We start from the raw sequence: 12,815 nt of genomic DNA on the forward strand, positions 1-12,815 counted from the left end.
GGGGATGTGAGGACGCCCCGCCCGCCGCACCCGGATCGCGGCGTACACGGGCATCCCGAAGAGCGCGCCGCGGCCCGCCGGGACCGCGGCGCGTTCGGCTGTTGCTTACTCCGGACGTATGGCCGGTCGGATAGTGTTGCGCGAACCTGACGTCTGCTTGAGGGATATCTGATGCGTCGCCGCAGCCTGGCCGTACTGGCCGCCGTTCCCCTGTTGTTCGCCGCCGCCTGCGGCACTCAGCAGGCCGACACCCAGGCCTCCACCGGCAGCGGTGTGAAGGTCACCGGTGAGATGGGCAAGAAGCCGACGGTGACCTTCCCCTCGGGAGCGCCCGCCAAGAAGTCCTCCGAGGTGACGATCAAGGAGGGCTCCGGCGCGGAGTTCAAGATGGGCGACAAGGTCCAGGTCAACCTCACCGGTTTCACCTGGAACGGCAAGGACAACGCCCCCGTCGGCTCGACCTACGACACCGGGGCCCCGGAGACCATCGAGATCGCCGAGCAGCTCCCGAAGGTGCTCAAGGACGTCTTCGTCGGCGCCAAGCCCGGCGGACGCTACCTGGCCGTCATGGCCGAGGACAGCCTGACCAAGGAGCAGATCGATCAGGCCAAGCAGCAGGGGCAGACCGACCTGACCCAGGTGTTCGTGCTGGACATGATCGGCCTGGCGCCCACGCCGCCCAAGCCGGTGACCGTCGAGGGCAAGGCCGCCGACCCCGGCGTCAAGGGCGTCACGGTGAAGAACCCCGAGCCCGGCAAGGCGCCGACCCTGACGACGAAGACCGGCGAGAAGGCCCCCAAGGAGCTGATCAGCAAGGTCGTCATCAAGGGCACCGGCCCGGTCGTGAAGTCCGGCCAGAACCTCATGGCCCACTACGTCGGCAAGATCTGGGGCACCGACAAGGAGTTCGACAGCAGCTGGGGCAGGGGTGAGCCGGCCACCTTCCCGATCGGCAACGGCAGCGTCATCAAGGGCTGGGACCAGACGCTGGTCGGACTGCCGGTCGGCACCCGCGTGCTGCTGGTCATCCCGCCGGACCTCGGGTACGGCGCGCAGGGCAGCCCGCAGGCGGGCATCAAGGGCACCGACACCCTGGTCTTCCTGGTGGACATCGTCGGCGTCTACTGAGCCGCCCGCCACCCGCGCAATCCACTGGGACGAGCCCGGTCACGCCCTCGGCGCGGCCGGGCTCGTCCGCGCTACTGACATCTCTCCTAATAGGGCGTTAAGGTGATCACACCGCCGAGCCAGGGGAGTCGGATGCGTATACGGACCTTGTTCACCGCGCCCCCCGCCGCGATCGTCGCCGTGCCCGCGGCGCTCCTGCTCGTGGCGGCCGGCGGCTGCACCCCGGGCGAGGGGGAGGCCGCCAGGAGCGTGCGGGCCGAGAGCTCCTTCGGGGCCAAGCCGAAGATCACCTTCCCGGAGGGGGAGCCCCCGGCGGATCTCCAGGTCGGCGAGCAGATGACCGGCACCGGGAACGTGGTCGCGGCCGACGACCTGGTCATCGCCCACTACACCGCGCACGTGTGGGACGGCCGGGACAACCGCCTGCTGGCCTCCAGCTTCAACCAGGGCGTCCCCGCCTCCTTCCAGCCCAGCCAGTCGATCACCGGCCTGAGCAGGGCGCTGAGCGGGCACCGGGTCGGCAGCCGCGTCGTGGCCGCCATCCCGCCGTCGGAGGGCTACGGCCCCAACCCGCCGGGCGGGATGACCGCCGACGACGCGCTGTTCTACGTGATCGACGTGCTGGGCGCCTTCCCGCCCGGCTCGGTCGCGACGGGCACCGGGGGACCCGGCGAGCTGGCCGGGGTCAGGGTCACCGGCGGCCCGGGGCAGCGCCCGGCCCTCGCCCTCCCGGCCGGGGGTCCCCCCTCGGGCCTGCGGAGCAAGATCCTGGTCCGGGGCACGGGCGCCGAGGTCAAGGCCGGCCAGCTCCTGGTCACCCAGTACGAGGGCTGGATCTGGGGGGCCGAGGGGCCCTTCGAGTCGACATGGGCGGCCGCGCGCCCCAAGGCCCTGCGGCTGGGCGGCGGCGGTGTCATCAAGGGCTGGGACAAGGCGCTGACCGGCGTCCCGGCAGGCAGCCGCGTCGTCATGGTCGTCCCGCCCGACCTCGGCTATCCCCGGGGCCTGCCGCCCCTGATCAAGCCCTCCGACACCCTCGTCTTCGTCGTCGACGTCCTGGCCGCCTACTGAGCCGCCTGCTGGGCCGCCTGCTGGGCCGCCTGCTGGGCCGCCTATCGGGGCGCCTATCGGGGCGCCCGCCGGACGGCCCGCCATGCGGCGGCCGGGCCTAGAATCCCGGCTGTGAGCAGCGATGACCTCGGCGCGGTGGCGGTACTCAACGATCCCGTACGGCGGGCGGTCTACGAATACGTGATCTCCCAGGGCCGCGAGGTCGGGCGCAACGAGGCGGCCGAGGCGGTGGGGGTGCAGCGCACGCTGGCCGCCTTCCACCTCGACAAGCTGGTCGAGGCCGGGCTGCTGGAGCCGGACTTCAAGCGGCTGGGCGAGCGCACGGGGCCGGGCAGCGGGCGACCGGCGAAGGTCTACCGCCGGGCGCCGGGCGAGTGGCAGGTGAGCGTCCCGCCCCGTGACTACCGCACGCTCGCGCTGGTGCTGGCCGAGGTGGTGGACCTGCTCGGCGGCGACGAGCGGGCCGAGCAGGCCGCGCGCCGTACCGGCGCCAGGCTCGCCGCGCCGGGCGGGGACCTCGGCGAGACCCTGCGGCGGCGCGGTTACGAGCCCTATCCGGAGGGCGATGACCTGCGGCTGCGCAACTGCCCGTTCCACGTGCTGGCCGAGGAGCACCCGCTGCTGGTCTGCTCGATGAACCTGGCGCTGTGCCAGGGCCTGCTGGCGGGACTGGGCCGCGATCCGGACGCCGCCCGGCTGGACCCGCGGCCGGGGGAGTGCTGCGTCGCCTTCTCTAAAAATAATGAGAATTGACATAGAAGGCCCGGGAGTGGTCTGCTGATGCCATGCATCTGGCACAGCTGAACGTCGCGCGCCTGCGCGCGCCCCTCGACTCCCCCGAGATCGCCGACTTCGTCAACCTGCTCGAACCCATCAACCGGGTCTCCGACGACGCTCCCGGCTTCGTGTGGCGGCTCAAGGGAGGGGAGGACCCCCGGGACACGGTCAAGCACGACTACGGCGACGACCTGGTGATCAACTTCTCGGTCTGGGAATCGCGCGAGACGCTGTGGAACTTCGTCTACCGCAGCGCCCACCTGCCGGTGCTGCGGCGGCGCAAGGAGTGGTTCCACCACATCGCGCAGCCGTACTCCGTGATGTGGTGGATCCCCGAGGGGCACATCCCCTCACTGGCCGAGGGGATGGAACGGCTGGAGCTGCTGCGCGAGCACGGCCCCGGCCCGCGGGCCTTCACCTTCAAGGACTTCTACGAGCCCGGGGCCGACACCGGCACGGACCTCTACGAGACCGCCGCCTCTTCCTGAGGGATCTGAGCGAGAGGTCACGGCCTCCGCCTACGGGGCCGCGGTCTCCTCCGGCAGCAGCCCGGCGGCCAGCCTGCCCGCGGCGGCCGAGGTCAGGAAGTAGGCCAGGTCCTCCTCCAGCCCCCGGCCCATCGTCGACAGCCGCACCGGCGAGTTCTTCAGCGCCTCGTGCAGCCCGTCCACGGGCACGGGGACCAGCTCGTGCCGCTCGCCCAGCGGCCCGGCCTGCTCGATCACCCGCCGGCCGAAGTCGCCCGGCAGCTCGGGCACCGCGACCCGGGCCGGGGCCAGGGCGACCCGGCCGTAGGCGGTCAGCGAGTGGTGGGAGACCCCGACGTGCCGATCACGCCGGTCGCCCTCGCTGACCCGCAGTGCCGCGACCGGCCGGCCGGAGAGCGCCGCGGCGGCGTTGACCGCCTCGCCGGCCGAGACCCCGGAGAACCCCCACCGGGTGCCGCCGCCCAGATTGCCCGGCCCCTGCGTGACGACCGCCACGTCGGCTTCCAGCACATGGCGGGCCGCCAGCAGCCCGGTGTGCGTCGTCACCGTCTCCACGTCGCCGCCGAACGCCTGGCCCGCCGTCACCACCCCGCACAGCCAGCCGGCCTCCCGCAGCTGCGCGCACGACATGGAGAACCAGGCGGGCAGCGCCCCGCCGTCGAGCATCACGTAGGCGACGCGGGCGCCGGGCCGCGAGCCGTACAGGCCGCACAGGATCGCCGGGAGCGCCGAGTGCAGGTCGGCGACGACCACCGGCATGCCGTCGAGGGAGTCGGCCTCCTCCAGGATGTCGTGGTGGGGCGAGTCCTGCTCGTCGGCGCCGAACACGGTGGCCTGCAAGGGGGTGTAGCGTGCCTTCACCAGATGTCCGGGCCCTTGCGGATCTTCTGGCAATCGTTCGGGAATCGCCACCACCATGGCGTAACCTCCCGTACCGAGACCCATCGCGAGCGCGGTCGTGTTCAGCAGGACCGCATCGCCGGGTTCCGGGCGTCCAACCAGGGCGGGATAGGCGAGCGCGCGCGCCTGACCCTCCTCGGTGACGACGTCGAGCTCCACCGCCCCCGGCCACTCGCGCCGGATCCGCACGACCTCGCCCCTGCGCCATCTGATCACGCGGGGAAGAGTAGCGTCATTTGAACAGGGAGGGAGGCCGGATGTCACGCCGGAAGACCGAGCGGTTGCTGAATCTCGTGATCTGCCTGCTCGCCACGCGGCGGCCGCTGAGCGCCGAGCACATCCGCCAGGCCGTTCCCGGCTACGACTCGGCCAACGATGAGGCCTTCCAGCGGATGTTCGAGCGCGACAAGAACGAGCTGCGGGAGATCGGCATCCCGATCGAGGTCCAGAAGGACCCGTGGGAGGACGACCCCGGCTACCGGATCGTCCGCCAGGCCTACGAGCTGCCGGAGATCACCCTGGAGGCCGACGAGGCGGCCGTGGTGGGCCTGGCCGCGCGGGTGTGGCAGCGGGCCAGCCTGGCCGAGGCGGCCAGCGGGGCGCTGCTGAAGCTGCGCGCCGGGGGAGTGGAGACCGACGAGACCGGCGGCATGCTCGGCGGCGCGCTGGAGCTGCGGGTCGACACCCAGGACCCGGCCTTCCCCGCGCTGTGGGAGGCGGTGCGCGACCGGCGCCCGGTCCGCTTCCCCTACCGCGTCGCGGCCGGCGAGAGCGTGCTGACCCGCACGGTCGAGCCGTGGGGCGTGGTCAGCCGCCGCGGCCGGTGGTACGTCGTGGGCCACGACCGCGACCGCGACGCGCCCCGGGCCTTCCGGCTCAGCCGCATCAGCGGGCCGGTCACCCCGGCCGGCCGACCCGGCACCGTGGTCGTCCCGGAGGGCGTGAACGTCAAGGAGATGGTCGGCTATCCCGACGAGCGGCCCCTGAACAAGCGGGCGGCCGTGATCCGGGTCCGCGAGGGCACCTGCCAGGGGCTGCGCCAGGTGGCCAAGGCCGTACGGCCCGCGGACGAGGGCTGGGACGAGCTGGAGGTCGACTTCACCGACCCCGAGCGGCTGGCCGGCTGGGTCGCCGGGTTCGCCGCCGACGCCCTGGTGGTCGGACCGCCGGACGCCCGCGACGCGGTGATCAGCCGCCTGAAGGGGGCCCTGGCGTGAGCGTGCCTGCAGGGGCCGTCCGGGCGGGCCGTACGCCCGCGCACAGCGAACGAGGAGCGGTGAGATGAGCACGGCCGACCGGTTGCCCAGGCTCCTGGCCCTGGTGCCGTATCTGATGTCCCACCCCGGGGCGCAGGTGCCGGAGGTCGCCAAGATCTTCGGGTTGAGCGAGAAGCAGCTCATCGACGACCTGCAGCTGGTGTGGATGTGCGGGCTGCCCGGGCACACGCCCGGCGACCTCATCGACGTCTCCTGGGACGGCGGCGAGATCGTCATCGACAACGCCGACACGATCGCCAGGCCGCTGCGACTGGGCGTGGACGAGGCCAGCGCGCTGCTGGTGGCCCTGCGGATGCTCGCGGAGATGCCGGAGTTCGGCGAGCGCGACGCGCTGTCGCGGGTCATCGCCAAGTTCGAGCAGGCCGCGGGGGAGGGCGCCGCCACGGTCAGCAGTCAGGTCGCGGTCGAGGTGGACGCCACCCCCGACGCGCTGCCGGTGGTCAACGAGGGGCTGCGGCGCGGCAGGCGGCTGTCATTGCGCTACTACGTGCCGGGCCGCGACGAGGTCACCCCGCGCGAGGTCGACCCGATGCGGCTGGTGGTGGTGGACGGGCGCTCCTACCTGTCGGGCTGGTGCTACCGGGCCGAGGCGGTGCGGCTGTTCCGGCTGGACCGGATGCTCTCGGTGGAGGTGCTCGACGTGGCCGCGGCGCCGCCGGAGGACGCGGTGCCCGACGAGGTGACGCCCGGGGTGTTCCGTCCCTCGCCGACCGACGAGCTGGTGGAACTGGAGCTGACCCCGGCGGGCCGCTGGGTGGCCGAGTACTACCCGTGCGAGAGCGTCGAGGAGCTCGGCGAGGGCCGCCTGCGGGTGGCGCTGCGCGCCCGCGACCAGGGCTGGCTGCTGCGGCTGGCGCTGCGCCTGGGCGACACCGGCCGGGTCGTCTCGCCCGCCTCGCTGGCCGAGACCGTGCGCGAGGCCGCCGCGGCGGCGCTGAACCGCTACGAGTCGGTGTCCTGAGACGGGGCCGCGTCTTTCGCCGCGGTCACGTACGGCGCGCGGCCGCGGTGACGCGCGGTCACGGTGACGCGCGGCTCTCAGCGCGGTCACGTACGGCGGCGGGGGTCGGTCCTGTGACGTCGCGATGGACGTTCGGTGAAGTGAATGTGCACGAATCCGCTCCCGCGGGCGGAGGGCCGACGGCCCGGTGCCGCGAGGTGATCTGTGAGCCCCGTCACTCCGCGAACCGCCGGGAGCGCTGCGCGCCTGGTCGGGGCGGGTCATCCGGTCGCTCGCGGCTCGGGCCGGGGGCAGGCGGCGACAACGGGCGGGACGATCGGCGGGTGGGATGAGCCGGACGGATACGGGACGATCCGGCGCCGGAAGGGATGAGTCTGCGCTCCGGGGAGCGTACGATCGGCACTGAGATTGCACGTCGTCTGGTTAAGGATGTGTCATGGCTGGCCTGGGTACCACTGAGCTGATCATCATCGGGGTCATCCTGGTGCTGCTGTTCGGCGCCAAGAAGCTGCCGGAGGCGGCTCGCGGGATCGGCCGTTCGCTGCGCATCTTCAAGGCGGAGACCGCCAAGCTCCGCGACGACGACGAGGCTCCCGCCGCGACCGCCACGGTCGTGCAGCCCCAGCCGCAGCCCGCGCCCCCGCAGCAGATCGTCGCGCCCGCCCCGGCGCCGGTCGCCGAGCCCTCGGCCGAGGAGCAGGCCCGCATGCTCGAGGAGCAGGCCGCCAAGCTGCGTGCTCAGGCGAGTGCGAACAAGCAGCAGTAGGCTGTCCCCGCACTCCCTGATCACCTCACCCCTCGGACCGGGATTCACGAATGGCGCTGCTGAAATGGCCCAAGCCGAGCCGTAACGGGTCCGTGTCGCCCGAGGACGCGGCCGAAGGCCGCATGCCGCTCATGGAGCACCTCCGTGAGCTGCGCAACCGGATCGTCGTCTCCCTGCTGGGACTGGTGGCCGGAATCATCGTCGGCTTCGTCTTCTTCGATCCGATCTGGGACTTCATCACCGCGCCCTACTGCAGCCTGGAGGCGTCGCAGATCCTCCGGGAGGGCGAGTGCACCTTCGCCATCCGCGGCGTCTTCGAGGCCTTCCTGGTCAACCTGAAGGTCGCGGCGATGTTCGCCCTGGTGGTCTCCTCGCCGCTGTGGCTCTACCAGGTCTGGGCCTTCGTGACGCCCGGCCTCTACCGCAACGAGAAGCGCTACTCGATCATCTTCCTCGCCATGGCGATCCCGCTGTTCCTGGCGGGCGCGGCGCTGGCCTACTTCGTCATGGACAAGGGCCTGGCGATCCTGCTCGGCTTCGCGCCGGGCAACGCCGTACCGCTGCTGGAGATGGACGACTATCTCAGCTACGCGCTGGTCATGCTCATCATCTTCGGCATCTCCTTCGAGATGCCCCTGCTGATGGTGTTCCTCAACGTCATCGGCGTCCTGCCGCACGCCACGGTGGCCCGGCACCGGCGCATGGTGATCTTCATCATGTTCCTGTTCGCGGCGATCGCCACGCCGAGCACCGACCCGTTCTCGATGCTCGCGCTCGCCCTGCCGATGGTGGTGCTGTTCGCCCTCGCCGAGGGGGTCATGTACCTCAGGGATCGCAGGAGTCCCGCGGATGACTTCTCTCACCTTTCCGATGACGAGGCGTCAGAACTCCCAGAAGACGAATCTCCTCTCGATTTGAATACGACCGATCCAGATTCGGCCCGATAGGGGATAAGTTCCGGTTTGTGCCCGGAGAGATCGCCGTACTCGTCAACCCCGCCGCCCGGGGCGGCCGCTCACGCGGCCTGCTCGCCCCCGTCCTGAACCGGCTCCGGCGGGAGGGGGCCGAGGTCTCGGTGATCGTCGGGGAGTCCCCCCAGGACGCCCTGGAACGTGCCTGCATCGCCGTGGCCGAGAGGCCCGACGCCCTGGTGGCCTTCGGCGGGGACGGCATGGTCCACCTGGCCGTGCAGGCGACGGCCGGGACCGACGTGCCGCTGGGCATCATCCCCGTCGGGACGGGCAACGACATCGCCGACGCCCTCGGCCTGCCCCGCAAGGACACCCTCGCCGCCGCCGAAGTCGTGCTCAGGCGGCGCATCCGCGAGGTCGACGCGGCCAGGGTCGGCGAGGACGAGTGGTTCGCCAGCGTGCTGTGCTGCGGTTTCGACTCCCGGGTCAACGAGCGGGCCAACCGGCTGTCGTGGCCCCCGGGCATGGCCAAGTACCTGGTCGCGATGGTGCAGGAGCTGCGCAGCTTCGCGCCGATCCCGTTCCGGATCGGCCTCGACGACGAGGTCGTCGAGTGCGAGGCGATGCTGGTCGCGGTCGGCAACACCCGCTCCTACGGCGCCGGGATGCGGGTCTGCCCGGGAGCCCTGCCGGACGACGGCCTGCTGGACGTGACGATCCTGGGCGCCTCCCCCAAGGGGCAGTTCCTGCGCGCCTTCCCCAGCGTCTACAAGGGCACCCACGTCGGCCACCCCGCCGTCACCGTCAGGCGGGCCCGCCGGGTGACGCTGGAGGCCCCGGAGGTGGTCGCCTACGCCGACGGCGAGCGGATCGGCCCCACCCCCCTCACCTGCGAGGTCGTCCCCGGAGCCCTGCGCGTCCTGTGCTGAGCCCGCGCGGGGCGGGCCGACGCCCCGCTCCGTCGGCGTGTCGCGGCGGGCCGTACGAGGGCCCGGAACCTATCCGGCCGAGCCCGGGTGGGCCTTGTGGTGCATCTCCGCGAACATCTCCTCCGCCTGTGCCGCCGTCAGCCCCGCGTCGAGCACCGGCAGGTAGATCTCCTCTTCCTCGGCGAAGTGGACCCGGACGAGAGCGTGCAGGCCGTACAGGATCCGCTGCAGGCCGCGGCGCTGCCCGGGGGCGGGAGGACCGGTCAGCGACGCCCGTGACCGCGCCGGCTCGCCGGTCAGCGCGACCACTTCCTCATGGTCCCTGCTCATGGTCGCCGTCGCCCCGGGCGCGTGCATGACCTCCTCGACTCTGGGGTACAGCACCGCGTCCTCCGCCTGTGCGTGCGGGATCAGGCGGTGGCGCAACGATTCGATGCCCGCACGAGATCCCGGTGTTCATCGCGCAACGGCTGTGCCACGACCATGACGACCACCTCCCTCTCCTCTCCGGCCCGGGACGGCCGGATGCGACCAAGTCTCGGCAGGGACAGGGAACCGGACAGAGGCTTGAGTCCCTCCGGCTTGAGTCCCGTCACACGGCGGCCGGTGTCAGGACCCCAGGGCGATCAGGTGCATCTGCGACGAGTGCAGCAGGTGGGTGTAGACCTGCCGGACGTCGGGGGCGGTCAGCCCGTCGAGGGCCTTCTGCAGCGCGGCGATGCCGGTCTTCTCGACCGTCCGGGCCGCGTTCAGCGCCTCCTGCGGACCGGTCGCGCCCTGGGCCAGCAGCCGGTCGTAGGTCGTCTTCACCGAGGGCGTGGCGAAGGTTCCGGCCGCCCTGCCCGCGGTCGGGTCGGCGAGGCCGTACCGGGCGAGCAGGGCGCGCACGGTCGCCAGGCGTCGCTCCTCCCTGACCGCGATCCGGTCCAGGACCGGCAGGTCGTGACGGTCGGCGAAGGCGGTGTAGAGGTCGCGGGAGAGCTTCTCCTCCTCGGCCGTCGCCGCCAGAGCGGTCTTCTGGGCGTTGCTGAGCGTCCCGCTCGGCGCGCGTGCGCCGGACAGGTGGCAGGCACCCGGAGACCGGTCCCGGGCGTCCGGTGAACCCGCGGCCGGTCCGGCGGAGGGTCCCCACAGGCCCATGCCGGGAGCCCCGCCGTCGCCGCCCATCATCCCCATGCCCGGGCCGTAGCCGCCCGGCCATGGGTCCGGCGTGGGCTGGACGGCGGAGACGGCGGTGGAGACTCCGTCGAAGGCCAGGGCGGGGACGGCGAACAGCGCGGCCCCCAGGCCCGCACCCGCGACGGCGAGGGCTGTCTTCCGCATGCGATTCATGATTCCTCCCGGTTCCCGTGCTCCATGTCTGTGCTTTCACGGTCCGCCTCCGGCGGGCAGATCCCGTGACGGCCGTGTGGAGACGGTGTGGAGACCCGGCGAGAAGGGCCTTTCGACCCTCGACGCCGTCATCGGCGGCGGCGTACATGTGGGGCATGGCCCAGAACGTGCTGGTCGTCGAGGACGACAAGGAGATCAGGGAGGTGCTCCGCCGCTACCTGGAACGGGCCGGGTACGGCGTGACGACCACCCCCTCGGGTGCCGAGGCGCTGCGGCTGTCGGCCGCGGGCGGCGTCGATCTCGTCGTGCTCGACCTGGGCCTGCCCGACCTGGACGGCGTCGACGTGCTGCGCACCCTGAGGGAGGAGGGCCGGATGCCGGTGCTGGTGCTCACCGCGCGGACCGCGGTGGAGGACCGCATCCACGGCCTGCGGCTCGGCGCGGACGACTACGTGACCAAGCCGTTCAGCCCCATGGAGGTGACGCTGCGGGTGCAGGCGGTGCTGAACCGGGCGCGCGGCGCCTCCCCGGACTCCGGGCCGGTCACCTACGGCGGCGGCCGGCTCCGGATCGACGAGGCCAGGCACGAGGCGAGCCTCGACGGCAGGCCGCTCGACCTGACGCTGACCGAGTGGGGCCTGCTCACCGCCCTCACCTCGGTGCCGGGACGGGTCTACTCGCGGTACGAGCTGGTCAACCGGGTGCGAGGGTACGAGTTCGCGGGCTACGACAGGAGCATCGACTCCCACGTGAAGAACCTCCGCCACAAGCTGGGGCCGTCCGGCGCCCGGATCGTGCAGACCGTGGTGGGCGTGGGCTACCGGATGGGAATCGACCGTGACCGGTGAGCGGGCCCGTTCGCCCGTCCCCTCCTGGCCCCCGGAGCCGTCCGGCATGGGCTCCCCGCCCGCGCCGTTCGGCCCGCTCGGACGGCGGATGCTGGCGGCGTTCGCCCTGGTGGCCTCCGTCTCGGTGGTCCTGCTCACCCTGGCCGCCCTGGTCGGCGCCGACCGCGGGCTCACCGCCGCCCGGCAGGCCGACCGGGTCCGGGTGACCGGCCAGGTGGCCCTCGCGGCGGGGACGGCGTACGCGGCGGCCGGGAACTGGTCCGGAGCCGACCTCGGGCCCGCCACGGAGATCGCCGCCGGGGCGGGCGCCCGCCTGACGGTCCTGGACCGGGGGGGCGCGGAGGTCGTCTCGCCCCCGGGCATGCACCGGGGGATGGGCGCCGGTCACGGCGCCTCGGAGGCCCCCGTCGTCGTCGGCGGTCAGACCGTGGGCCGGGTGCGGCTGTCGTACGGAACGCCGGTCGCCGCCGGGGCGCGGGAGGTGGCCTGGGGATGGATCGGCGCCGCCGCGCTGCTGGCCCTGACGGCCGCGCTGGTGGCCGGGGCTGTGGTGACGCGGCGGCTGACCGGTCCGATCCTGCGGGTGGCGCGCACCGCCCGCGCCTTCGCCGCCGGCGACCGTTCGGCCAGGACCGCGATGACCTCCCCCGGCGAGCTGGGCGAGCTCGGCCGCGCCTTCGACCACATGGCCGGGGAGGTCGCCCGGGCCGAGGCGACGCGGCGGCGCCTGGCGGCCGACGTCGCCCACGAGCTGCGCACTCCGCTGGCCGCCCTCCAGGCCGGTCTGGAGGAGCTCCGCGACGGCCTGGCCGAGCCCGTCCCGGCCCGCCTGGCCGTACTGCACGACCAGGCCCTGCGGCTGGGCCGCGTCGTGGACGATCTGGCCCAGCTGTCGGCGGCCGAGGCGGCGGCCCCCGCGCTGCGCCTGCGCGAGGCGGACCCGGCCGAACTGGTCCGCGGGGTGCTCCGGACCCACATGCCCCGGCTCCACGCGGCGGGCCTGTCCCTGCACGCCGATCTGGCCGGGGGTCTCACCGTCATGATCGATCCCGACCGCCTGCACCAGGCCGTCGGCAACCTGCTGGACAACGCCGCCCGGTACTGCCGCCCCGGCGACGCGGTCACCGTCACCGTCCGCGCGGGCGACGGCACCGCGGTCATCGAGGTGGCCGACACCGGCCCCGGGATACCCGCCGCGGAGCTGCCGCACGTCTTCGAGCGGCTCTGGCGCGGCCGTTCCGGCGCCGGGACGGCGGGCTCGGGAATCGGGCTGGCCGTGGTGCGCGAACTCGTCACCGCCCACCACGGCACCGTCACCGCGACCTCCGGCGCGTCCGGGGGAGCAGCCTTCACCGTCACCCTGCCGGCGGCCGCCCGCCGCGACGAGCATGCGCCGGACAGACCGGAATTGCGATATCGGTAGGCTG

At 72.9% G+C, this 12,815-nt stretch carries 14 protein-coding genes; 11 read left to right on the plus strand and 3 right to left on the minus strand.

Annotated elements, in window-relative coordinates; all coding sequences use genetic code 11:
• Positions 1–171: 171 nt before the first annotated feature.
• The 4 genes from Psi01_RS18975 to Psi01_RS18990 all read left to right on the plus strand — a co-directional run bounded on the left by Psi01_RS18975 (position 172) and on the right by Psi01_RS18990 (position 3,464).
• Positions 172–1,128, plus strand: a complete 957-nt coding sequence (locus Psi01_RS18975) for an FKBP-type peptidyl-prolyl cis-trans isomerase (protein WP_204065373.1) — start codon at positions 172–174, stop codon at positions 1,126–1,128.
• Positions 1,129–1,260: 132 nt separating this feature from the next.
• A complete protein-coding gene (locus tag Psi01_RS18980; RefSeq protein ID WP_204065374.1) occupies positions 1,261–2,199 on the plus strand; it encodes an FKBP-type peptidyl-prolyl cis-trans isomerase in 939 nt (312 codons plus the stop codon).
• A gap of 111 nt (positions 2,200–2,310) precedes the next feature.
• The gene (locus Psi01_RS18985) at positions 2,311–2,952 is read left to right on the plus strand and encodes a helix-turn-helix transcriptional regulator (protein ID WP_204065375.1); all 642 of its coding nucleotides are present in this window, start codon (positions 2,311–2,313) and stop codon (positions 2,950–2,952) included.
• A gap of 32 nt (positions 2,953–2,984) precedes the next feature.
• Positions 2,985–3,464, plus strand: coding sequence for a DUF3291 domain-containing protein (locus Psi01_RS18990; protein WP_204065376.1), 480 nt, complete (start codon positions 2,985–2,987; stop codon positions 3,462–3,464).
• A 30-nt stretch (positions 3,465–3,494) separates the two neighbouring features.
• On the opposite strand, the gene Psi01_RS18995 is transcribed toward Psi01_RS18990, so the two are convergent.
• A complete protein-coding gene (locus tag Psi01_RS18995) occupies positions 3,495–4,580 on the minus strand; it encodes a DUF3866 family protein (protein ID WP_204065377.1) in 1,086 nt (361 codons plus the stop codon).
• A 41-nt stretch (positions 4,581–4,621) separates the two neighbouring features.
• On the opposite strand from Psi01_RS18995, the gene Psi01_RS19000 reads away from it, so the two are divergent.
• The 5 genes from Psi01_RS19000 to Psi01_RS19020 all read left to right on the plus strand — a co-directional run bounded on the left by Psi01_RS19000 (position 4,622) and on the right by Psi01_RS19020 (position 9,208).
• Complete coding sequence (locus Psi01_RS19000) at positions 4,622–5,581, plus strand: helix-turn-helix transcriptional regulator (RefSeq protein WP_203875928.1); 960 nt, start codon at positions 4,622–4,624, stop codon at positions 5,579–5,581.
• A 64-nt stretch (positions 5,582–5,645) separates the two neighbouring features.
• Positions 5,646–6,602: a helix-turn-helix transcriptional regulator gene (locus tag Psi01_RS19005; RefSeq protein ID WP_204065378.1), complete on the plus strand. Its 957-nt coding sequence runs from the start codon at positions 5,646–5,648 to the stop codon at positions 6,600–6,602.
• A 436-nt stretch (positions 6,603–7,038) separates the two neighbouring features.
• Complete coding sequence (gene tatA / locus Psi01_RS19010) at positions 7,039–7,368, plus strand: Sec-independent protein translocase subunit TatA (RefSeq protein WP_204065379.1); 330 nt, start codon at positions 7,039–7,041, stop codon at positions 7,366–7,368.
• A gap of 50 nt (positions 7,369–7,418) precedes the next feature.
• Positions 7,419–8,315 carry a twin-arginine translocase subunit TatC gene (gene tatC / locus Psi01_RS19015; RefSeq protein WP_204065380.1) on the plus strand — a complete coding sequence of 299 codons (897 nt, stop codon included), beginning with the start codon at positions 7,419–7,421 and terminating at the stop codon, positions 8,313–8,315.
• Between the two features lie 17 nt (positions 8,316–8,332).
• The gene (locus Psi01_RS19020) at positions 8,333–9,208 is read left to right on the plus strand and encodes a YegS/Rv2252/BmrU family lipid kinase (RefSeq protein ID WP_204065381.1); all 876 of its coding nucleotides are present in this window, start codon (positions 8,333–8,335) and stop codon (positions 9,206–9,208) included.
• A gap of 69 nt (positions 9,209–9,277) precedes the next feature.
• On the opposite strand, the gene Psi01_RS19025 is transcribed toward Psi01_RS19020, so the two are convergent.
• Together Psi01_RS19025 and Psi01_RS19030 are read right to left on the minus strand one after the other, a co-directional pair.
• Positions 9,278–9,634 carry a hemerythrin domain-containing protein gene (locus tag Psi01_RS19025; protein WP_204065382.1) on the minus strand — a complete coding sequence of 119 codons (357 nt, stop codon included), beginning with the start codon at positions 9,632–9,634 and terminating at the stop codon, positions 9,278–9,280.
• 183 nt (positions 9,635–9,817) lie between these two features.
• Positions 9,818–10,531 carry a DUF2202 domain-containing protein gene (locus Psi01_RS19030; RefSeq protein ID WP_204065383.1) on the minus strand — a complete coding sequence of 238 codons (714 nt, stop codon included), beginning with the start codon at positions 10,529–10,531 and terminating at the stop codon, positions 9,818–9,820.
• Between the two features lie 164 nt (positions 10,532–10,695).
• Between Psi01_RS19030 and Psi01_RS19035 the strand changes: the two genes are divergently transcribed.
• On the plus strand, positions 10,696–11,388 hold the full coding sequence (locus Psi01_RS19035) for a response regulator transcription factor (RefSeq protein WP_204065384.1): 693 nt from the start codon (positions 10,696–10,698) through the stop codon (positions 11,386–11,388).
• Complete coding sequence (locus Psi01_RS19040) at positions 11,378–12,811, plus strand: sensor histidine kinase (RefSeq protein WP_204065385.1); 1,434 nt, start codon at positions 11,378–11,380, stop codon at positions 12,809–12,811. Before Psi01_RS19035 ends, Psi01_RS19040 begins: the two co-directional genes overlap by 11 nt.
• The last annotated feature ends 4 nt before the right edge of the window (positions 12,812–12,815 follow it).

Source organism: Paraplanobispora siamensis, from assembly GCF_016863175.1.
GTDB classification, from domain to species: domain Bacteria; phylum Actinomycetota; class Actinomycetes; order Streptosporangiales; family Streptosporangiaceae; genus Planobispora; species Planobispora siamensis.